Raw genomic sequence first — 21,703 nt, 5'->3', positions numbered from 1 at the left:
CGGTTGCGTACGTTCTTCCCGCTCGGAGAGACTGGGCCCGATCAGGGCCGATCAGCCACCTGAAGGGAACCGCATTGGGACACTACATCGCCAATGTCCGCGATCTCGAGTTCAACCTGCTCGAAGTCCTTGATATCGGCGCGGTCCTGGGCACCGGACGCTACAGCGATCTGGACGTCGACACGGTCCGCACCATCTTGGCCGAAGCGGCGCGGCTGGCCGAGGGTCCGATCGCCGAATCCTTCGGCTACGCCGACCGCAACCCACCGGTCTTCGACCCGAACACCCACTCCATCAGCGTGCCCGACGAGTTGGCCAAGACAGTGCAGGCAATCAAGGAGGCCGGCTGGTGGCGGCTGGGCCTGGCCGAGGAAATCGGTGGCATGCCAGCGCCGCCGCCGCTGGCATGGGCCGTCAACGAAATGATCTACTGCGCCAACCCGTCGGCGTGCTTTTTCAACCTGGGCCCGGTGCTGGCCCAGTCCCTTTACATCGAGGGCAATGAAGAGCAACGCCGGTGGGCGGCCGAGGGCGTGCAGCGCGGCTGGCAGGCCACCATGGTGCTCACCGAACCCGACGCCGGCTCCGATGTTGGCGCGGGTCGAACCAAAGCGTTCGAACAACCCGACGGCACCTGGCACATCGAGGGCGTCAAGCGGTTCATCTCCGGTGGGGATGTCGGCAATACCGCGGAGAACATCTTCCATTTGGTGTTGGCCCGACCTGAGGGCGCCGGCCCAGGCACCAAGGGGTTGAGCCTGTTCTACGTTCCCAACTACCTCTTCGACCCCGATACGTTCGAGCTCGGCGCCCGCAACGGCGTCTACGTGACCGGCCTGGAACACAAGATGGGCTTAAAGTCCTCTCCGACATGCGAATTGACGTTCGGCGGTGCCGACGTGCCCGCCGTTGGCTATCTGGTCGGCGGCGTGCACAACGGGATTGCGCAGATGTTCACGGTGATTGAGCATGCTCGCATGACCATCGGAGTTAAGTCCGCCGGCACATTGTCGACGGGCTATCTCAACGCACTTGCCTTCGCCAAGGAGCGGGTGCAGGGCGCGGATCTGACCCAGATGACGGATAAGACGGCGCCGCGGGTCACAATCATGCACCACCCCGACGTGCGGCGCAGCCTGATGACCCAAAAGGCCTATGCCGAAGGCCTGCGGGCGCTGTACCTGTATGCCGCTGCTCACCAGGACGACGCTGTGGCCCAACGGGTTTCGGGTGCCGATCACGACATGGCGCACCGCGTGGACGATCTGCTGCTGCCCATCGTCAAGGGCGTGGGTTCAGAACGCGCCTACGAAATCCTCACCGAGTCGCTGCAGACGCTGGGCGGCTCGGGCTTTCTGGTCGACTATCCCCTCGAGCAGTACATCCGTGACGCCAAGATCGATTCCCTCTACGAGGGCACCACGGCGATCCAGGCACTGGACTTCTTCTTCCGCAAGATCGTGCGCGATCACGGCAAGGCTTTGCAATTTGTGCTGGCTCAGGTCACCCACACCGTCGAGAACATTGACCCGTCGCTAAAACCGCAAGCCGAGCTGCTGCGCACCGCGCTCGACGACATCACGGCAATGACGGGCGCGCTGACCGGGTACCTGATGTCCGCCGCGCAGCACTCCAGCGACATCTACAAGGTGGGGCTCGGATCCGTGCGCTATTTGCTCGCCGTGGGCGACTTGCTCATCGGCTGGCGGCTGCTCGTGCTGGCCGGGGTCGCACACGCCGCACTGGCCGACGGGCCATCGCAGAACGATGAAGCGTTCTATCGGGGCAAGATCGCGGTCGCGGCGTTCTTTGCGAAGAACATGCTGCCGAAACTGACCGGGGTGCGCAGTGTCATCGAAAACATCGACGACGACATCATGCGCGTGCCCGAAGACGCCTTCTGAGGCGGGTTTCGCTCGCACCGCCCGCCGAACGTGAACTCACGGCGGTATTTTGCCGGATTCTCCGCCCTCAGTTCACGTTCGGCGACGCGCCGGTTCAGACGGTGAAGCCGAGCGCCCGCAATTGTTCGCGGCCGTCTTCGGTGATCTTGTCCGGGCCCCACGGCGGGTTCCACACCCAGTTGATGCGGATGTCGTCGACCAGGCCACTGCCGACCAGCGCGCTGCGCGACTGATCCTCGATGACATCGGTCAGCGGGCACGCCGCCGACGTGAGGGTCATGTCGATCAGCGCGACGGTCCCTTCGTCACCGTCTTGCACGTCCAAGCCGTAGACCAGGCCCAGGTCAACGACGTTGATCCCCAGCTCCGGGTCGACGACGTCGCGCATCGCCTCCTCGACGTCGGCGAGCAATTCCTCAGCCGGTGCGCTGGTTTCGCTCATCTGTAACCTCCTCGAAGGCTTCGCTGGCTTGGGCCAGCGCATCTTTGAACGCCATCCATCCGAGCAGCGCGCATTTCACCCGGGCCGGGTATTTGGCCACCCCGGCGAACGCGACCCCATCGCCTAAGACGTCCTCGTCGCCTGGCACGGTCCCGCGGGAGGACACCATTTCGGTGAAGGCGTCGACGATGTTCAGCGCCCGCGGCACGCGTTGTCCGATTACCTGTTCGGTGAGCACCGAGGTCGCGGCCTGGCTGATCGAACAGCCTTGTCCGTCATAGGAAACGTCGGTGACCCTGGTGCCGTCCTCGGACAACGCGACCCGCAGCGTGACCTCGTCGCCGCAGATCGGGTTCACGTGATACACCTGGGCGCCGAACGGCTCCCGCAGCCCCCGATGCTGCGGATGCTTGTAGTGATCGAGGATCACGTCCTGATAGATCTGCTCCAGACGCAACGTCACGCTCTTCCAAAGAAATGCCGGGATCGCCGCACGCCGGCCACCAAGCGGTCCACCTCGTCTGCGGTGTTGTACACCGCGAACGACGCCCGCGCGGTGGCGGCCAGACCGAACCTGCGGTGCAGCGGCAGCGCGCAGTGGTGCCCGACCCGCACCGCCACGCCGCCGTCGTCGAGTACCTGACCCACGTCGTGCGCGTGCACGCCCTCGACGACGAACGCCACCGGCGACCCTCGGTCCCGCATCGACGTCGGGCCAAGGATCCGCACACCGTCGATGCCGGACAGGCCTTCGATGGCCGCGGCTACCAGCTCCCGCTCGTGGGCCTCCACCGCGGCCATGCCGATCGCGCCGAGATAGCGGGCCGCGGCGGCCAACCCGACCACCTGGGAGGTCATCGGTGTACCGGCCTCGAACCGTTGCGGCGCCGGCGCGTAGGTGGCGCCTTCCATGGTCACCGTTTCGATCATCGAACCGCCGGTGAGAAATGGGGGCATCTGCGCTAGCAGCTCACGGCGGCCGTACAGCACACCGATTCCGTTGGGGCCCAGCATTTTATGTCCGGAAAACGCGGCGAAGTCGACGCCGAGTTCGTGCAGGTCAACCGGCTGGTGCGGCACCGACTGGCAGGCGTCCAGCACGGTCAGCGCACCCGACTGGTGGGCGCGGGAGACCAGCTCGCTCACCGGTGTCAGCACCCCGGTCACATTGGAATGATGGGTGAACGCAACGACTTTGACACGGTCGTCCAGATACAGCGAGTCCAGGTCGATGCGCCCGTCGTCAGTCACCCCGTACCAGCGCAATGTGGCCCCGGTGCGCCGGGCCAGCTCCTGCCACGGGATCAGGTTGGCGTGATGCTCCAGCTCGGTGGTGACGATCACGTCGCCGGGGCCGACGGCACGCTCGAAACGGCTGTCCCCCAGCACATATGACACCAGGTTGAGCGCCTCGGTGGCATTTTTGGTGAACACCAGCTCGTCCGTGTCGGCGCCGACGAATAACGCGATGTCCGCGCGGCCCTGCTCGTAGGCGTCGGTCGCCTCCTCCATCAGCTGGTGCGCGCCACGATGGACCGCGCCGTTGGACGCGGTCAGGAACTCGCGCTCGGCGTCGAGGACCTGCAGCGGGCGTTGTGAGGTGGCGCCGGAGTCCAAATACGCCAACGGGTTTCCACCCCGCATGATGCGCTTGAGGATGGGGAAATCGGCGCGAATCGCCGCCAGATCGAGCGAGTTCACCGAGGCCGTCATGTCAGGCTCCGGTTGGCGCGGGTTGGTGGGGGTACCGCCCGCTTGCGGGGGAGAAACGCACGTAGCCGTTCTGGTCGAGTTCGTCGGCGAGCTCCGAACCACCGGACTCGACGATGCGGCCGCCGACGAACACGTGCACGTATTCCGGGTGAATGTAGCGCAGGATGCGGGTGTAGTGCGTGATCAGCAGGATGCCGCCGTGCTGGGATTCGGCGTAGCGGTTCACCCCCTCGCTGACCACGCGCAGCGCGTCGACGTCCAAGCCGGAGTCGGTCTCGTCCAGGATGGCGATCTTGGGCTTGAGCAGTTCTAGCTGCAGGATCTCGTGGCGCTTCTTCTCGCCACCGGAGAAACCCTCGTTGACGCTGCGCTCGGCGAAGGCCGGGTCGATGTCGAGCGCGGCCATCGCGGCCTTGACCTCTTTGACCCAGTGCCGCAGTTTCGGCGGCTCGCCGCGAATGGCGGTTGCCGCCGAGCGCAGGAAGTTCGACATCGAGACACCGGGCACCTCGACGGGATATTGCATGGCCAGAAACAGGCCGGCCCGCGCACGTTCGTCGATGCTCATCGCCAGCACGTCCGCGCCGTCGAGGGTAATGGTGCCCGACGTCACGTGGTATTTGGGATGGCCCGCGATGGCGTAGGACAGCGTCGACTTGCCCGAGCCGTTGGGTCCCATCAAGGCATGTGTCTCACCGGATTTCACGGTGAGGTCGACGCCGCGCAGGATCGGGATCTCGTGGTCCGCCTCCGCCGGGTTCTCCACGCTGACGTGCAGGTCCTTAATTTCCAAAATGGTCATGAGACTGTTGTCTTTTCCGTTGATTCCGTGATTTCCAGCTCGTGTTCGATGGCTGCGGTCAGGCGCTCGCGTACCTCGGGCACCGCGATCTTGGCGATGATCTCACCGAAGAAGCCGCGAACCACCAGCCGGCGGGCCTGCTCTTCCGGGACGCCGCGCGAACGCAGGTAGAACAATTGCTCATCGTCGAAGCGGCCGGTGGCGCTGGCGTGTCCGGCGCCGACGATCTCGCCGGTCTCGATCTCCAGGTTGGGCACCGAGTCGGCACGCGCGCCGTCGGTGAGCACCAGGTTGCGGTTCACCTCGAAGGTGTCGGTGCCGGTGGCCTGCGCACGGATCAGCACGTCACCCACCCAGACCGTATGTGCGTCGGGCAACGACGACGCCGGATCACCTTGCAGTGCACCCTTATACAGCACATTCGACTTGCAGTCGGGGTGGGCGTGGTCCACCAGCAGCCGCGACTCCAGGTGCTGGCCGTCGTCGGCGAAATACAGCCCCAGCAGTTCCGCGTCCCCACCCGCACCGCAGAACCGCACGCCCGCCGACATCCGCACCACGTCGCCGCCCAACATGACGGTGACGTGGCGCAGCACCGCGTCCTTGCCGATCCGAGCATGGTGCGCGCTGAGGTGAACGGTGTCGTCGGCCCAGTCGGCGATCCACACGGCGGTCAGCCGAGCGGCGTCGTCGACAACGAACTCGACGTTGTCGGCGTAGGTTCCGCCGCCCCGGTGGTCGATGACCACGACCGCCTCGCCAAGCTCCTCGATACGCACCTGCAGGTGCCCATAGGCCACCGCGCCCTCCCCCGGCCCGGTCACGGTGATGCCTACCGGCTCGACGACCTGGGTGTCGCGCTCGACGGTGACCAGCGTCGCGGAGTTGAACGACGAAAACGCTTGGGCGGCAACGCGGTCGGTGGGTACGCCACCCTCGCCCAATCGTGGATCGCCGCGGCGCACGGTCTGGGTGTGTACGCCCGGCCGCTCGCTGACCGTGATCGTGGCGCTACCGGTGGCCCGCGCGGAGCCGTCGTGCAGGCCACGCAGCCGCCGCAACGGGGTGAACCGCCAGATCTCGTCGCGGCCGTGCGGAACCTCGAAGGCGTCCACGTCAAAGGAGGCGAACAGCTCGCCCTTGTTGTGTGCGATCCCCTCGACGGCTGCTGTCAGTCCCGGAGCCGTCATCCGACCGCGCCCTCCATCTGCAGCTCGATCAGCCGGTTGAGCTCCAGCGCGTACTCCATGGGCAGCTCCTTGGCGATCGGCTCGACGAAGCCGCGCACCACCATCGCCATCGCCTCGTCCTCGGTCAGCCCGCGGCTCATCAGGTAGAACAGCTGGTTCTCGCTGACCTTGGACACGGTGGCCTCGTGGCCCATGGTGACGTCGTCCTCGCGGATGTCGACGTAGGGGTAGGTGTCGCTGCGGCTGACCGTATCCACCAGCAGCGCATCGCATTTCACGCTGGACCGCGACCCATGTGCCCCCTTGTTGACCTGCACCAGGCCACGGTAGGAGGTGCGGCCGCCGCCGCGGGCCACCGACTTGGACACGATGTTGCTCGACGTGTTCGGCGCCAGGTGCAGCATCTTGGCGCCGGTGTCCTGGTGCTGGTCTTCGCCGGCGAACGCCACCGAGAGCACTTCGCCCTTGGCGTGCTCGCCGGTCATCCAGACCGCCGGGTACTTCATGGTCACCTTGGACCCGATGTTGCCGTCGATCCACTCCATGGTGGCCCCGGCTTCGGCGCGGGCCCGCTTGGTGACCAGGTTGTAGACGTTGTTCGACCAGTTCTGGATAGTGGTGTAACGCACGCGCGCATGGGGTTTCACGATGATCTCGACCACCGCTGAGTGCAATGAATCCGATTTGTAGATCGGTGCGGTGCAGTTGTGCGCGGCGAACCCGTAGGCGAGGTAGCTGTCCGGATTCTCGACATCGAGGTTGTAGACGGGCTCATGTGCTTCGCGGACCGCTCGCTTCTTGATTGGCACCGCAAAGTAGTCGCCGCAGTCGCGGGCCTGCTTCGGTCCGCGGCCGCCCTCGGTCCACTGCACCTGGTAGATGTCCTTGCGAACGACGTTGCGGCCCATGATCACACCAGGGCCGCCCGGTCGGCGCAGTTCAACAGTGGCGTAGTGACCCAGACGCGCCAGGATGGACTGCAACTGGAACGCCCAGAGGCGCGATGTCGTATGTACCCGCTTCCACACCGCCCCGTTACGGCGCGTGACGTTGCCGTCTCCATTCACATAGGCGTCGACCAGCTCACGCAAGAACGTCTCGTCTTGACGCATCAACAGATCCGACAGCTTCTTATTCGACGATCCAATGCCGACGTTGTCGCGCATCGCCGCATAGCCCGCCTTCGTGTACACGGTGACGCGCGCCGAATGCTTGTGCTCCTCGATCAATACCGATCCCGACTTCTCGTACAGCGACTTGCACGCTTGGCGCACATCCTCGACGTACTCGAACTCATCGCTGTGGAACGAGAAGATCAGCGACTCACAGCCATTGGTGAGACACGCGTGACCCTCCGCCAGGTAGTAGCCCGCCAGGCGCGCAAACTCGAGCGGCAAAACCGTCCTGTGGGGGATCGGCTTCGGCTTGGGGTAGATCAGGAAGTCACCCTCGGCCACATCCTTCGCCGCGATCCATCGCGGCTCGGCGCTACGCAGCTTGGTGCTGTTGACTTCAGCCTTCCACCCATTGCGTTCCTTCCGCATAACACGCACCTCGTCGCGGGGAATAGCGAGAAGGGGGTGCTCGGCGGTGACAGAGAATGCGTTGGCAGGCGACATCGGTGTGAAGGTGAACAGCTCGCCATCGAGGTCACGCACCTGTACAGCGGTGACGCGGTGTGGCCGCCCGTCGTGGCCGGTGACGAAGTCACCGACGCGAATCGACTCGATGGGCCGCAAATCGCCGTCGGCGGTCGTGATGAGCTCGCCGGCGGGCAGGCAGCCCTCTACGTAGTGCACGTAAGAGCCCTCATCGGCGATGATCAGCGTCCGCTCGAACTGGCCCATGTTCTCGGTGTTGATTCGGAAGTAGGCCTGCAGCGGAATGTCGACGTGAACACCGGGCGGGACGTAAATAAAGGACCCACCACTCCAAACTGCAGTATTCAATGCAGAAAACTTATTATCGCCGGCAGGGATTACTGTACCGAAATATTCCTTGAAAATATCCGGGTGTTCTCGCAAACCAGTATCAGTGTCTAAAAATATGACTCCTTGAGCCTCCAGATCCTCTCTGATCTGGTGATATACAACTTCACTTTCGTATTGTGCGGCTACTCCAGCTACTAATCTCTGCTTCTCGGCCTCCGGGATTCCCAACCGGTCGTAGGTGTTGCGGATGTCCTCTGGCAAATCATCCCAGCTCGCGGCCTGCTTCTCGGTGGAGCGCACGAAGTACTTGATGTTGTCGAAATCGATGCCATCGAGGTTGGAGCCCCACTTCGGAATGGGCTTGCGGTCGAAAATGCGCAGCGCCTTCAGCCGCGACTGCAGCATCCAATCGGGCTCGTTCTTCTTCGCGGAGATGTCGCGGACCACCGCCTCGGAAAGCCCGCGCTGCGCGTTGGCACCCGCGACGTCGGAGTCCGCCCAGCCGTAGCCGTACCGGCCCAGCGACGCGATCGCCTCTTCCTGGGTCAGGGGAGCCTGGGTCAGGGGAGCCTGGGTCGGGGGCTGGGCAACGCTCTTGCTGGCCTCTGGGGTGAGTGTCATCGGGACGCTCCTTCGGTGCTGGTGGCGGGTGGGCGCGGGCTGGGCGCCGGCGACAGGGGTACGTGGGTGGTGCAGGCGCAGTCTCCGTTGACGATGGTCGCCAACCGCTGGACGTGGGTGCCGAGCACCTCGGCCATGGCCTGCTGCTCGGTTTCGCACAATTCGGGGAATTCCTCGGCAACATGGGATACCGGGCAATGGTGCTGGCAGATTTGCACACCGTGAATCGGCCCGCCCACCCGCGTGGTGGTGGCGACGTAGCCGGCTTTGCTGAGCGCCGTTGCGATCCGCTCGGCGGCCGCCTCGAGCGCGGCGTCGTCGGGACCGTCGGCCGGCGCGACGTCGGCCAGGATGGCGTCGATACGGCGCCGGGCAAACGTCCGCACCGCCTCCTCGCCGCCGATCTCCCGCAGCTGCCGCATGGCCGCCGACGCCAGGTCGTCATAGGAGTGGTCGAGCTTGGCCCGGCCGGCCGCGGTCAGCCGGTAGCGCTTGGCGGGCCGCCCACGTCCCACCTGCTGCCACGGCGCGGCCGCCGACGCTTCCGCGTCACCCGCCTCGATCAGCGCGTCCAGATGACGCCGCACACCGGCGGCCGACAGGCCCAGCCGGTCACCGATCTCGCCGGCGGTGATCGATCCGGATTCCAGCAGCAAGCGCACAATGGCCCGACGAGTGTGACCGTCCGAGACTGCCGCGGGGACAGTGGTAGAGACCGCCGGGATTTTCACAACATCAGTGTGACAAAATTCCGTTGATCGGTCTACCAGGGATGCCCTATGCGGCAGGGTTGTGCTGGTCACATTGAGATCGCCTAAGCAATTCCCGGGCATGCCGTTAGGCTGCACCAATGGCAGCCCGCCACCATACGCTGAGCTGGTCGATCGCCAGCCTGCATGGCGACGAGCAGGCGGTGGGTGCACCGCTGACCACTACCGAGCTCACCGCGCTGGCGCGCACCCGCCTGTTTGGGGCCACCGGCACCGTCCTGATGGCCATCGGCGCCCTGGGCGCCGGGGCCCGACCCGTCGTCCAGGACCCCACCTTCGGGGTCCGGCTGCTCAATCTGCCGTCACGAATCCAAACGGTGTCGTTGACCATGACCACGACCGGGGCGGTCATGATGGCGCTGGCCTGGCTGATGCTCGGCCGGTTCACGCTGGGCAGGCGGCGGATGTCGCGCGGCGAACTGGACCGCACCCTGCTGCTCTGGATGCTGCCGCTATTGATCGCACCACCGATGTACAGCAAGGATGTCTACTCATATCTAGCCCAAAGTGAGATCGGCAGGGACGGACTCGACCCTTACCGGGTGGGTCCGGCGTCCGGCTTGGGCCTCGGCCACGTGTTCACCCTGTCGGTGCCCAGCCTGTGGCGGGAGACACCGGCGCCATATGGTCCGCTGTTCTTGTGGATCGGCCGCGGAATCTCGTCGCTGACTGGGGAAAACATCGTCGCTGCCGTGCTCTGCCACCGGCTTGTGGTGTTGATCGGTGTGACCCTGATCGTGTGGGCGACCCCTCGGCTAGCTCAGCGCTGTGGCGTCGCCGAGGTCAGCGCGCTGTGGCTAGGCGCGGCCAATCCGCTGCTGATCATGCATTTGGTCGCCGGCATCCACAACGAAGCGCTGATGCTCGGGCTGATGCTGACCGGCGTCGAATTCGCGCTGCGCGGCCTTGATATGGCGAATACCCCACGCCCGTCGCCCGAAACCTGGCGGTTGGGCCCCGCCACAATACGGGCCAGCCGGCGGCCCGAGCTGGGGGCATCCCCGCGTGCGGGCGCGAGCCGGGCAGTCAAACCCCGTCCGGAATGGGGGCCCCTGGCCATGCTGCTGGCGGGTTCCATCCTGATCACGCTGTCGTCGCAAGTGAAGCTACCCTCGCTGCTGGCGATGGGCTTCGTCACGACAGTGCTGGCATACCGCTGGGGTGGCAACTTGCGAGCACTGCTGCTCGCCGCCGCTGTGATGGCGAGTCTAACGCTGGCGATAATGGCCATCCTGGGTTGGGCCAGCGGTCTCGGATTCGGCTGGATCAACACGCTGGGCACCGCCAATGTGGTGCGCAGCTGGATGTCGCCGCCGACACTGCTGGCCCTGGGCACCGGGCACGTCGGCATCCTGCTGGGCCTGGGTGATCACACCACCGCCGTGTTGTCACTCACCCGCGCCATCGGCGTGCTGATCATCACGGTGATGGTGTGCTGGCTGTTATTGGCCGTGCTCCGCGGCCGGCTGCACCCGATCGGCGGCCTGGGCGTTGCGCTAGCTGTCACCGTGCTGCTGTTTCCCGTCGTGCAGCCCTGGTACCTGCTGTGGGCGATAATTCCGCTGGCCGCCTGGGCAACCCGCCCGGGATTTCGGGTAGCGGCAATCCTGGCCACCCTCATCGTCGGAATTTTCGGTCCGACCGCCAATGGTGACCGCTTCGCGCTGTTTCAGATCGTGGATGCGACCGCGGCCAGCGCCATCATCGTGATCCTCCTGATTGCCCTGACCTACACCCGGTTACCATGGCGGCCACTTGCAGCCGAGCAAGTGGTCACCGCCGCGGAGTCGGCCAGCAAGACCCCTGCGACCCGCCGGCCGACGGCAGCGCCCGACGCCTACGCTGATTCCACGTGAACCGCGCCGACGACGATGCAGAGCGAAGCGATGAGGAGGAGCGGCGCTCGTGAACCGCGCCGACGACGATGCAGAGCGAAGCGATGAGGAGGAGCGGCGCTCGTGAACCGCGCCGACGACGATGCAGAGCGAAGCGATGAGGAGGAGCGGCGCTCGTGAACCGCGCCCCAGACACCCCCGAGGTGGTACTGCGGCTTCGCGGGGTATGTAAGCGATACGGGTCAATAACCGCCGTTTCCAACCTCGATCTCGACGTGCATGACGCCGAAGTGATGGCGCTGCTGGGCCCCAACGGCGCGGGCAAGACCACGACCGTCGAGATGTGCGAGGGCTTCGTCCGCCCGGACGCCGGCAGCATTGAGGTACTTGGACTGGACCCGATCACCGACAACGCACGCCTGCGCGCACGCATCGGCGTGATGTTGCAGGGTGGCGGCGGCTACCCGGCGGCACGCGCCGGCGAAATGCTGGATCTGGTCGCGTCCTACGCCGCCAACCCGCTGGACCCGCACTGGCTACTGGACACCTTGGGTCTCACCGAGGCCGCCCGCACCACCTATCGACGGCTCTCCGGCGGGCAGCAGCAACGACTCGCGCTGGCCTGCGCGCTGGTCGGGCGTCCCCAACTGGTGTTCCTCGACGAGCCCACCGCGGGCATGGATGCCCATGCCCGGGTACTGGTGTGGGAGTTGATCGACGCGCTGCGCCGCGATGGCGTGACCGTGGTGCTGACCACGCATCATCTCAAGGAGGCCGAGGAACTCGCCGATCGGTTGGTGATCATCGACCACGGGGTGACGGTGGCCGCAGGCACACCGGCAGAACTGATGCGCAGCGGCGCCAAAGACCAGTTGCGGTTCACCGCGCCGCCGCGGCTCGACCTGTCGCTGCTGGCCTCGGCACTGCCCGAGGGCTACCAGGCCACCGAGCTGACCCCGGGCGAGTACCTGGTCGAAGGTCCGGTTGACCCGCAGGTGCTGGCGACGGTCACCGCGTGGTGCGCACAAATCGACGTGCTAGCCACCGACATGCGGGTCGAGCAACGCAGCCTCGAAGACGTGTTCCTGGATCTCACCGGCAGGAAGTTGCGGCAGTGACCCAAACCAATCGCCCCGCTTTTCCCGCGGGCACCTTCAGCCCGGACCCCCGCCCCAACGCCGTCCCCCTGATGCTTGCCGCACAGTTCAGCCTGGAATTGAAGCTGCTGTTACGCAACGGCGAGCAACTGCTGTTGACCATGTTCATCCCGATCACCCTGCTGGTCGGGCTGACTTTGCTGCCGATGGGCTCGTTCGGCCACAACCGCGCCGCCACCTTTGTTCCGGTCATCATGGCGCTCGCGGTGATCTCCACCGCATTCACCGGGCAAGCCATCGCGGTCGCGTTCGATCGCCGCTACGGCGCCCTCAAACGACTCGGTGCTACCCCGCTGCCGGTTTGGGGGATCATCGCCGGCAAGTCGCTGGCAGTGGTTGCCGTGGTGTTCTTGCAGGCCATCATCTTGGGCGCCATCGGCTTTGCGCTCGGCTGGCGGCCGGCGCTGGCGGCCCTGACATTGGGCGCCGGGATCATCGCGCTGGGTACCGCGGGCTTTGCGGCGCTCGGCCTGCTACTCGGCGGCACCTTGCGAGCCGAGATCGTTCTCGCCGTCGCCAACCTGATGTGGTTCGTATTCGCCGGTTTCGGTGCGCTGACCTTGGAGTCGAACGTGATCCCGACGGCGTTCAAATGGGTGGCTCGGATTACCCCGTCGGGCGCGCTCACCGAGGCGCTGTCGCAGGCCATGACCGTGTCGGTGGACTGGTTCGGGATCGTCGTCCTAGCGGTGTGGGGCGCGCTGGCCGCACTGGCCGCACTGCGCTGGTTCCGGTTCACCTGAACCGGCCGCCCGGCTTCGCGACACTGCAACCACGCACAAGACACGCCGACGCATCGGTGCGTGGTTGCAGTTTCGACACCGGTCCGCCCGTACTACAGCGTGTAGTTTTTGGTGCCTTACGATCGGGCGGTGTCTCCCAGCCTGCGTGTCCAGCGGGTCATCGCCGCAATCGTCATCCTCACCCAGGGCGGCATCGCCGTCACCGGGGCAATCGTCCGGGTTACCGCCTCAGGCCTGGGGTGTCCGACCTGGCCGCAGTGTTTTCCGGGTAGCTTCACCCCGGTGCTGGTCGCCGAGGTGCCGCGGGTCCATCAGGCGGTCGAGTTCGGCAACCGGATGGTCACGTTTGCGGTGGTGATAGCCGCGGCACTGGCCGTGCTGGTCGTCACCCGGGCGCGCCGGCGCACGGAAGTCCTGGCCTACGCGTGGCTGATGCCGGTGTCGACGGTGGTGCAGGCGATGATCGGTGGCATCACCGTACGCACCGGGCTGCTGTGGTGGACGGTGGCCATCCACCTGCTGGCGTCGATGACGATGGTGTGGCTGGCGGTGCTGCTCTACGTCAAGATCGGCCAGCCCGATGACGGAGTCGTCCACGAACTGGTGGTCAGCCCGTTGCGTGCGCTCACGGCGCTCAGCGCGCTGAACCTGGCCGCGGTGCTGGTGACGGGCACGCTAGTCACGGCGGCAGGCCCGCACGCGGGAGATCGCAGCCCCAGCCGGACCGTGCCGCGGCTGAAAGTCGAAATCACCACCTTGGTGCATATGCATTCGTCACTGTTGGTTGCCTACCTTGCGCTGCTGATCGGGTTGGGTTTCGGGCTGCTGGCCGTGGGTGCCACCCGGGCGATTCTGGTGCGACTCGCCGTGCTGCTCGCCCTGGTTGCCACGCAAGCCGCCGTCGGTACCACGCAATACTTCACCGGGGTACCCGCCGCCCTGGTCGCCATTCACGTGGCCGGTGCCGCGGCGGTTACGGCGGCCACCGCCGCGCTATGGGCGTCGATGGGAGAACGGGCCCAGCCCCAGCCGCTCCAACGCTGACTGGACGCATAGCGCGAAGTCACGCTGGGCAAGATTGCGGATGTCTGGGTCCAGCCACTGCCAGCCCAGCGACGGGTCCACCAATTGCAATTCCAGCAACCGGGGATCTCGGCTTCCACCTGTGATGTGGGCCCGCGCGTAGAGCAGCTCACCTGGGTCAACACCCACCTGCGCGGCCGCGCCGGCCAAGGCGGCCGCACCCACGTCCCAGATTTCGAAGTCGGGCTCGGTCTGGCGCCAAGTGTCGGCCTGCTTGGTAAACGCATGCGACGGCTCACCGCCAAGGAAGACCAACACGGTCTCGTCACCGGAACCTCCGGGCTGAACGAGCACCGCCTGGCCGGCCGCGTGCAGTTGCGCGACGAACTCGGCAGCGAACCGGGCACTACAGCGCCGTGTCCCGGTACCGATGGTCGGACCGACGAAGACCTGGCCTTTGCGTGGCAACCGGACCGGCTCTCCCGGCACATACACCTCGCCGGGCACGGTCGGCACCCCCCGATCCATCAGGTCACGTAGGTAACGGCGCTCGACATTCCAGGCCACCACCGGCCGCGAGTTCAGCAGATTGGCCACGCGGGTAGTCCAGGCCAAAAACTCGTCGAGCCGCGCGGGGTAATCGCGGGTAGCCCGCAAAATCACCAGATCCGCGTGGACGATTTCGGGATCGTCCCAAGACAGCCAACCAGCATGCAAGCCGCGGTGGCGCAGGGCCGCAACCAGCCCAGCATCGTCGCCGTCACCGGCGGGCTGCTGTGGCCAACCCGCCAAAACGACGCGCGGATGGAAGACGTCCGGCCGGGCAAGCTTCATGCCCGGGCATGATAGCCACATGCACGCAATCGAAGTCACCGAAACCGGCGGGCCAGGCGTCTTACGCCACGTCGACCAGCCGCAACCTCAACCCGGCCACGGCGAGCTCCTGATCAAGGCCGAGGCCATCGGTGTCAACTTCATCGACACCTACTTCCGCTCCGGGCAATATCCGCGCGAACTCCCGTTCGTCATCGGCTCCGAGGTATGCGGCACGGTGGAGGCCGTCGGCCCAGGAGTTACCGCAGCCGACACCGCCATCAGCGTCGGCGACCGCGTGGTCAGCGCCTCAGCCAACGGCGCCTACGCCGAATTCTGCACAGCGCCAGCATCTCTGACCGCCAAGGTCCCCGACGACGTCACGTCTGAGGTAGCGGCTTCGGCGCTGCTGAAGGGCCTGACGGCGCATTACCTACTGAAGTCGGTGTACCCGGTGAAGCGTGGTGACACCGTCTTGGTGCATGCTGGCGCCGGCGGCGTCGGCTTGATCCTGACACAATGGGCCACTCACCTGGGGGTGCGGGTGATCACCACCGTTTCGACGGCGGAGAAGGCCAAGCTGTCCAAGGATGCCGGCGCGGACGTGGTTCTCGACTACCCGGAGGATGCCTGGCAGTTCGCCGGGCGGGTTCGCGAACTGACCGGCGGCACCGGTGTGCAAGCCGTTTACGACGGTGTCGGCGCCACCACCTTCGACGCCAGCCTAGCCAGCCTGGCTGTCCGCGGGACATTAGCACTGTTCGGCGCCGCCAGCGGTCCGGTTCCACCGGTCGATCCGCAGCGCCTCAATGCCGCCGGATCGGTGTACCTCACCCGTCCCTCGCTGTTCCACTTCACCCGCACCGGCGAGGAGTTCAGCTGGCGGGCCGCTGAGCTGTTCGACGCGATCGGCAGCGAAGCGATCACCGTGGCGGTCGGCGGACGTTACCCGCTGGCCGACGCCTTGCGCGCCCATCAGGACCTGGAGGCTCGCAAGACGGTCGGCTCGGTCGTGCTGCTGCCGTAGCGTAGCGGTCTGTGCTGCGCTGTCTTGCTAGCGCATCTTGGTGCCATTCGACTCTTTCTTTGCCGGAGGATCGCTGGTTTGCTTCTCCCGCCACTGCTGGGCTTCGAGTGCGACGGCGACGTGAATGGTGGTGTCGGCGAGAGGGCGGGGCAGAAGTCGTTGCGCGGTCTCGAGTCGGTTCATCAAGGTGTTGCGGTGGGTGAAGAGAAGTCTCGCAGCCCGAGAAGCGTTGCACTGCTGGTTGATGAAGGTCAACAGCGTCGTTTTCAGAGCCGGGCTGGCCGACTCGAGGTTTCCGAGGGTGCGTTGGATGAAGTCGTCGGCACCCTCGGCGTTTTCGGTGAGCAACGCGACCATCTCGACGTCGGTGAAAAAGGCGACTCGGTGCGGTGATTCCAGCCGGATAATCATCCGAGCGGTGGTGAGTGCGTCTCGGTGGCTGCGCCGGAACCCCTCGATTCCCGGCGCGGTGGCCCCGATGGCGATACGCGCGTCGGGTATGTCATGGAGCACCTCGTGAATCAGGTCGATGTCAAACCCGGGGGCGTCTTTTACCCACACCCAGCGAGTCGCGGCGCCGGCTACCACGACCAGCGGGTGCGGGCATCCGCCGGCATGGCCGAACGCGTCGGCGACTCGGTCCAGGTGGCTGTGGTCGCCCTGGGCCTGGTCACCCCAGATGACGGCGGCGGTGTGGGATCGGTCGAGAGGGTAGCCCAATCGCGCTTCGGCGTGCTCACGGCTGATGGGGGCACCGTCGATGAGCAGCTGGACGATTTTGCGGCGTTCGGCAGGAACGTCGCGGGTGAGCTTGTCGCGTTCCAATTGCATCTCGGTGGTGATGCCCGCAAGGGTGGTGTCGACGAACTCGTTGGCTGTCCGAAATGGCACATCCAGTAATTCGTGCAACTCGTCGGGGTTGGAGGTCAGTCCGAACGCGATGTCCGTCCAGCGTCGCCAGGCCACGTTTTGTCCGATGCGGTAGATGTCGAGGGCCAAGGCATCTAAACCGACGCGCACGAGATCACGGGCCATGCGCAGCGGCTCGGGACCAAGGTTCGCGGGCACCGGGGCGCCGGGATTGCGCAGGTTGGCGGCCGCGAAATGGATGAGATGCGCCCGATTGGAACGCTTGACAACGGTGGCCAGGGCGGGGTCGGCAGCGATGGATGGGTTGGCGGCCAGAATGGCACGGTCGAATTCGTCGAGCCATTCCTGGGTCGGGTTGAGGGCGATTCGCGCTGCCTCGCGGATCAGCTCATGTATTCGCGGTGAGGTTTCCCGCAATGCCACGAGCCGATAGTAGGGCAAATGTGCACTGTGCACGGCAGATTCGTGCTGGTTATGGGGATTTTGACCTGGAATCGGACAAGGTGGGGGCGCGACCCTTATCTGGCAGGAGTGTGACCTGCCGAAGGGGCAGGGCGTGGCGGGTGGACTGTGATGTCGTTGGTGATCGTAACCCCGGAGCTGGTGGCCGCGGCGGCCTCGGATGTGGCGCGCATCGGGTCGGGGTTCGGTGCGGCCAACAGCACGGCGGCGGGGTCGACCACCAGCGTGCTGGCCGCGGGCGCCGATGAGGTGTCGGCGGCGATCGCGACGCTGTTTGGCAGCCATGCTCGGGAGTATCAGGCGATCAGCACGCAGGTGGCGGCGTTTCATGACCGATTTGTGCAGACGTTAAGCGCCGCGGTCGGGTCGTATGTCAGCGCGGAGGCGACCAACGCCGCACCGTTGGCGACGCTGGAGCACAACGTGCTCAATGCCCTCAATGCGCCCACCCAGGCGTTGCTGGGTCGCCCGTTGATCGGTGATGGGGCGGCTGGAGCACCCGGCACCGGGCAGGCCGGCGGGGCCGGCGGGATCTTGTGGGGCAACGGCGGGGCCGGCGGCTCGGGCGCGCCCGGCCAGGTCGGCGGGGCCGGCGGGGCCGCCGGGTTGTTCGGCACCGGCGGGGCCGGCGGGGCCGGTGGGGCCGGCGCCGCCGGTGGGGTCGGGGGTAGCGGCGGCTGGCTGCTGGGCAATGGTGGGGTCGGCGGGGCCGGCGGGCAGGGCCTGCTGGGCGGGGCAACCGGCGGGGCCGGCGGCAACGCCGGACTGTTCGGGGTCGGCGGAACCGGCGGGCCCGGCGGGGCCGGCGGGCCCGGCGGTGTCGGCGGTGCCGGTGGCCTGGGCGGGACCCTCTACGGGGCCGGCGGGCACGGGGGTGTCGGCGGGCCCGGCCCGATCGGTGGTGTGGGTGGCCACGGCGGTGTCGGGGGTGCGGCCGGGCTGTTGGGCGTGGGCGGGCACGGTGGTGCCGGCGGGGCCGGCGCCGAGGGTATCGCCGGCGCCGCCGGTAAGGGCGGTATCTTCCCAGACGGTAGCAACGGCGGGGCCGGCGGCGCCGCCGGCGATGGCGGGGCCGGGGGCCGGGGTGGCTGGCTGGCCGGTGCCGGCGGGGCCGGCGGGGACGGCGGTATCGGCGGGGCCGGTGGGGCCGGCGGGGGCGGCCATTCTCTGGTGATTGCCACCGGACAGGCCGGCGGTGCCGGTGGTAGCGGCGGTGCGGGTGGTGCCGGTGGGGTCGGCGGGGTCGGCGGGGCCGGCGGCCTGATCAGCCTGCTGGGCGGCCAAGGCGCCGGCGGGGCCGGCGGGGCCGGAGGCACCGGCGGCATTGGCGGTGACGGCGGAGCCGGCGCCAACGGCAACCAGGCCGTCAACGGTGGTGCCGGCGGTCACGGCGGCAACGGCGGCAACCCCGGCACCGGCGGGGCCGGCGGCGCCGGCGGAGCCGGCTCCATCACCGGCGCTCAGGGCGCCATCGGCGCCACCCCCACCAGCGGCGGCAACGGCGGTGCCGGCGGCAACGGCGGGAACGGCGGCAACGGCGCGGTGGGCGGCAACGGCGGCAAAGGCGCAGCCGGCGCCAACGGCGTCGCCCTGGGAGCGCCCGGACAGGCCGGCGGCGCCGGCGGGCACGGCGGTGCCGGCGGCGCCGGCGGTGCCGGCGGGCACGGCGGTGCCGGCGGCGCCGGCGGTGCCGGCGGCGCCCCGGGTCAGGGCGCAGTCAGCGCCGGCGAAGGCGGTGACGGAGGGGCGGGTGCGGCCGGGGGTGCCGGCGGTGACGGCGGCAAGGGCGGCAACGGCCAGGGAGCCGGGGCCTTCGCCGGCGGTGGTGGCGGGCGAGGCGGCGACGGCGGTGACGCCGGCATTTCCGGTGCCGGCGGGGCCGGCGGCACCGGCTCCACCGCAGGCAAGGCGGGCCAGGCCGGCGGCATCCTGCACGACGGCGGCAAGGGTGGCAACGGCGGCAACGGCGCCGATAGCGGCGGCGGCCCCGGCGGCCGGGGCGGTGACGGTGGTAACGGCGGAGCCGGCGCCAACGGCGGCAACGGCGGCTTCGGCGGGATCGGTGGCGCCGGATCCGGTGCCACCGAAATTTCACAAGACGCCGGCAACGGCGGCAACGGCGGCAACGGCGGCGCTGGTGGCCAGGGCCTCGCCGGTGACGGTGGCGACGGTGGCATCGGCGGGATCGGCGGCAACGGCGGCGCGGCCGATGCTCTGATATCGCACGGTGGCTTCGGCGGCAGCGGTGGCGATGGCGGTGACGGCGGTGACGGCAGTGTCAACGGCGGCAACGGCGGATCCGGCGGTGCCGGCCGTAACGGCGGCACCGGCATCTTCAACGCCAGCAGCGGCGCTGGCGGAACCGGTGGATCGGGCGGTGCCGGCGGCAACGGCGCCACCGGCGCTGGTGGCAACGGCGGGTTCGGTGGCAATGCCGGTTCTAGCCCCGACGGTAGCGGTGACGGCTCGTCCGGCGGCAACGGCGGATCCGGCGGGGACGGCGGGCATGGTGCCACCACCGGCGGCAACGGCGGCAACGACGGCGTCGGCGGCGGCGGAAATGCCAGCGTGGAGAACACGGACGCTGTGGGCGGCACCGGCGGCAACGGCGGCAACGGCGGCACCGTAGCCGGCGGCCGGGGCGGGCTCGGCGGCAGCGGCGGTGCAGGTGGGAACGCCGGCCAACTAAGCGAAGGTGCCGCGGCCGGCGGAAACGGAGGCAACGGCGGAAAGGGCGGCACCGGCGCCAGTGGCGGAGCCGGCGGGAACGCTGGGGCTGGCGGCAAGGGCGGGGAAAACATCATCGGCCAAGGCGGCGGCGGCGGAAACGGCGGGGCCGGCGGCCAGGGCGGCGACGGCACCGCCGGAGCCGGCGGCGACGGCGGGGCCGGCGGCAAGGGCGGTGACGGCGGCGACGGCGGCAGCGACCCCACCGAAGGGAGGGGCTTCGGTGGATTGGGCGGCGCCGGCGGGGCCGGCGGCAAGGGCGGCGCCGGCACCCTGCTAGGTGTCACGGCATTTGGCGACAATGGCGGCGCCGGCGTCCTCGGCGACTCGACGGACCCAGATGGCAGCGGCGGTGCTGGTGGCGCGGGCGGCGCCGGTGGCGCCGGTGGCGATCCAACCATCTGACTACGTTGGCCGAGCAGGGCCGGCACCGCAGCGGAACTGGGCCCCCAATCAGTGCAGCGTGGGCAGCGCGATCACCGAGTCGACGGCCAGTGCGCAGAACACCACCGCCAGATAGTTGTTCGACTGCAGAAACAGCCGCAGCGGCCTGACCGGCTCGCCGGCGCGCACCCCGGCATACAACTGGTGGGCCATCGTCAGGAACCACCCACCGGCCACCAGGGCCACCGCGCCGTAAAGCCAACTGGTCGCCAACGCCAGCACCAGCGTCGCGGCCACGGTCAGCCAGGTGTAGATCAAGATCTGCTTGGTGACCTGACGCTCGGTCGCCACCGCCGGCAGCATCGGCACCCCGGCCACTTGGTAGTCCTGCTTGTAGCGCATCGCCAATGCCCAGGTGTGCGGCGGCGTCCAGAAGAAGATGATCGCGAACATCGCCAGCGCTGGCCAGGCGATGGTGCCGGTGATGGCCGACCAGCCGATCATCACCGGCATGCAGCCGGCCGCCCCACCCCACACCACGTTCTGCGACGTGCGTCGCTTGAGCCAAAGCGTGTAGACGAACACATAGAACGCGACGGTGACCAGGGCCAGCACCCCCGCCAGCAGGTTCGTGGCGCACCATAGCCAGAAGAACGAGATCACCGTCAACGTCAACCCGAGTGCCAACGCGTTTCGGGTCGGCACCGCTTCCCGCGCCAAGGGCCGGCGCGCGGTTCGCTTCATCACCTTGTCGATATCGGCGTCGGCGACGCAGTTGAGCGTGTTGGCGCCGGCGGCGGCCATCATCCCGCCGACGAGCGTGTTGAGCATGAGCAGCGGATGAATGGCGCCGCGGTCGGCCAGCAGCATCGCCGGTATCGCGGTGACCAACAGCAGCTCGATGACTCGCGGCTTGGTTAACGCCAGGTAGGCCAGCAGGGTGCTCATTGCCCTACCAGTCACTCGGCGCGGCGCGACGCGCCCGCGAACGTTCACGCACTAACTCCTCGGGAATCGCAGCCGCGCGCAGCTTCTACTACGCACGATGGTAGACCGGGTAACTGTGGCAGCAGAGCCGCAGGGTCGATTCACACGACTTCGCCGGCATATCGGCACCGCTCGCCAGCCCGAACCGCGGTCAGGACAATTTTCACACCAGCCCGATGAAAATCGCTATCTGGGATTGATCAGTGTGACGCCCTAAGGATTGGGCCCGAAGACCAACCGTTGCTAGCCGCAATGCCACGAGCCGATAGTAGGGCGAATGTGCACTGTGCACGGCAGATTCG

At 67.5% G+C, this 21,703-nt stretch carries 17 protein-coding genes; 7 read left to right on the top strand and 10 right to left on the bottom strand.

Annotation, left to right across the window (positions count from 1 at the left end; translation table 11 throughout):
- The first annotated feature begins 74 nt into the window (after positions 1-74).
- The gene (locus MCAN_RS07810; protein WP_014000784.1) at positions 75-1,904 is read left to right on the top strand and encodes an acyl-CoA dehydrogenase; all 1,830 of its coding nucleotides are present in this window, start codon (positions 75-77) and stop codon (positions 1,902-1,904) included.
- A 94-nt stretch (positions 1,905-1,998) separates the two neighbouring features.
- Here MCAN_RS07810 and MCAN_RS07805 read toward each other — a convergent pair whose 3' ends face one another.
- From MCAN_RS07805 to sufR, 7 genes are read right to left on the bottom strand one after another with little or no spacing between them, the layout of a single operon-like run.
- Positions 1,999-2,346 (bottom strand): metal-sulfur cluster assembly factor, encoded by a 348-nt coding sequence (locus MCAN_RS07805; protein WP_003407492.1) that lies wholly within the window; start codon positions 2,344-2,346, stop codon positions 1,999-2,001.
- On the bottom strand, positions 2,321-2,809 hold the full coding sequence (sufU, locus tag MCAN_RS07800) for a Fe-S cluster assembly sulfur transfer protein SufU (protein ID WP_003407491.1): 489 nt from the start codon (positions 2,807-2,809) through the stop codon (positions 2,321-2,323). The genes MCAN_RS07805 and sufU overlap by 26 nt, the downstream gene beginning before the upstream one ends.
- Positions 2,806-4,059, bottom strand: coding sequence for a cysteine desulfurase (locus MCAN_RS07795; RefSeq protein WP_003407490.1), 1,254 nt, complete (start codon positions 4,057-4,059; stop codon positions 2,806-2,808). Before MCAN_RS07795 ends, sufU begins: the two co-directional genes overlap by 4 nt.
- A 1-nt stretch (position 4,060) precedes the next feature.
- Positions 4,061-4,861 (bottom strand): Fe-S cluster assembly ATPase SufC, encoded by an 801-nt coding sequence (gene sufC, locus MCAN_RS07790; protein ID WP_003407489.1) that lies wholly within the window; start codon positions 4,859-4,861, stop codon positions 4,061-4,063.
- Positions 4,858-6,051 (bottom strand): Fe-S cluster assembly protein SufD, encoded by a 1,194-nt coding sequence (sufD, locus tag MCAN_RS07785; protein ID WP_014000783.1) that lies wholly within the window; start codon positions 6,049-6,051, stop codon positions 4,858-4,860. The genes sufC and sufD overlap by 4 nt, the downstream gene beginning before the upstream one ends.
- The gene (sufB, locus tag MCAN_RS07780; RefSeq protein ID WP_015288072.1) at positions 6,048-8,603 is read right to left on the bottom strand and encodes an intein-containing Fe-S cluster assembly protein SufB; all 2,556 of its coding nucleotides are present in this window, start codon (positions 8,601-8,603) and stop codon (positions 6,048-6,050) included. The genes sufD and sufB overlap by 4 nt, the downstream gene beginning before the upstream one ends.
- Complete coding sequence (sufR, locus tag MCAN_RS07775) at positions 8,600-9,406, bottom strand: suf operon transcriptional regulator SufR (RefSeq protein WP_003902080.1); 807 nt, start codon at positions 9,404-9,406, stop codon at positions 8,600-8,602. The genes sufB and sufR overlap by 4 nt, the downstream gene beginning before the upstream one ends.
- Before the next feature lie 47 nt (positions 9,407-9,453).
- Here sufR and mptB point away from each other — a divergent pair, with 47 nt between their 5' ends.
- From mptB to MCAN_RS07755, 4 genes are all read left to right on the top strand, one after another.
- Positions 9,454-11,229 carry a polyprenol phosphomannose-dependent alpha 1,6 mannosyltransferase MptB gene (gene mptB / locus MCAN_RS07770; RefSeq protein ID WP_003407479.1) on the top strand — a complete coding sequence of 592 codons (1,776 nt, stop codon included), beginning with the start codon at positions 9,454-9,456 and terminating at the stop codon, positions 11,227-11,229.
- Positions 11,230-11,384: 155 nt separating this feature from the next.
- The gene (locus MCAN_RS07765; RefSeq protein ID WP_003407477.1) at positions 11,385-12,326 is read left to right on the top strand and encodes an ABC transporter ATP-binding protein; all 942 of its coding nucleotides are present in this window, start codon (positions 11,385-11,387) and stop codon (positions 12,324-12,326) included.
- Complete coding sequence (locus tag MCAN_RS07760) at positions 12,323-13,108, top strand: ABC transporter permease (RefSeq protein ID WP_014000781.1); 786 nt, start codon at positions 12,323-12,325, stop codon at positions 13,106-13,108. Before MCAN_RS07765 ends, MCAN_RS07760 begins: the two co-directional genes overlap by 4 nt.
- Positions 13,109-13,219: 111 nt before the next feature.
- Positions 13,220-14,152: a COX15/CtaA family protein gene (locus MCAN_RS07755; RefSeq protein WP_014000780.1), complete on the top strand. Its 933-nt coding sequence runs from the start codon at positions 13,220-13,222 to the stop codon at positions 14,150-14,152.
- Here MCAN_RS07755 and MCAN_RS07750 read toward each other — a convergent pair.
- Positions 14,102-14,965, bottom strand: coding sequence for an ATP-grasp domain-containing protein (locus MCAN_RS07750; protein ID WP_014000779.1), 864 nt, complete (start codon positions 14,963-14,965; stop codon positions 14,102-14,104). The genes MCAN_RS07755 and MCAN_RS07750 overlap by 51 nt on opposite strands.
- Positions 14,966-14,984: 19 nt before the next feature.
- On the opposite strand from MCAN_RS07750, the gene MCAN_RS07745 reads away from it, so the two are divergent.
- A complete protein-coding gene (locus MCAN_RS07745) occupies positions 14,985-15,971 on the top strand; it encodes a quinone oxidoreductase family protein (RefSeq protein ID WP_003407462.1) in 987 nt (328 codons plus the stop codon).
- Positions 15,972-15,998: 27 nt separating this feature from the next.
- Here MCAN_RS07745 and MCAN_RS07740 read toward each other — a convergent pair whose 3' ends face one another.
- The gene (locus MCAN_RS07740) at positions 15,999-17,264 is read right to left on the bottom strand and encodes an Rv1453 family transcriptional regulator (RefSeq protein ID WP_014000778.1); all 1,266 of its coding nucleotides are present in this window, start codon (positions 17,262-17,264) and stop codon (positions 15,999-16,001) included.
- A gap of 150 nt (positions 17,265-17,414) precedes the next feature.
- On the opposite strand from MCAN_RS07740, the gene MCAN_RS07735 reads away from it, so the two are divergent.
- On the top strand, positions 17,415-20,435 hold the full coding sequence (locus MCAN_RS07735) for a PE family protein (protein WP_014000777.1): 3,021 nt from the start codon (positions 17,415-17,417) through the stop codon (positions 20,433-20,435).
- 48 nt (positions 20,436-20,483) lie between these two features.
- On the opposite strand, the gene MCAN_RS07730 is transcribed toward MCAN_RS07735, so the two are convergent.
- Positions 20,484-21,410 (bottom strand): heme o synthase, encoded by a 927-nt coding sequence (locus MCAN_RS07730; protein ID WP_003898882.1) that lies wholly within the window; start codon positions 21,408-21,410, stop codon positions 20,484-20,486.
- Between the last annotated feature and the right edge of the window lie 293 nt (positions 21,411-21,703).

Origin of the sequence: Mycobacterium canetti CIPT 140010059, from assembly GCF_000253375.1 — a bacterium.
Classification (GTDB): Bacteria; Actinomycetota; Actinomycetes; order Mycobacteriales; family Mycobacteriaceae; genus Mycobacterium; species Mycobacterium tuberculosis.
The sequence above is the reverse complement of the archived record's forward strand: the minus strand, read 5'-3'. Positions and strand labels throughout refer to the sequence as shown.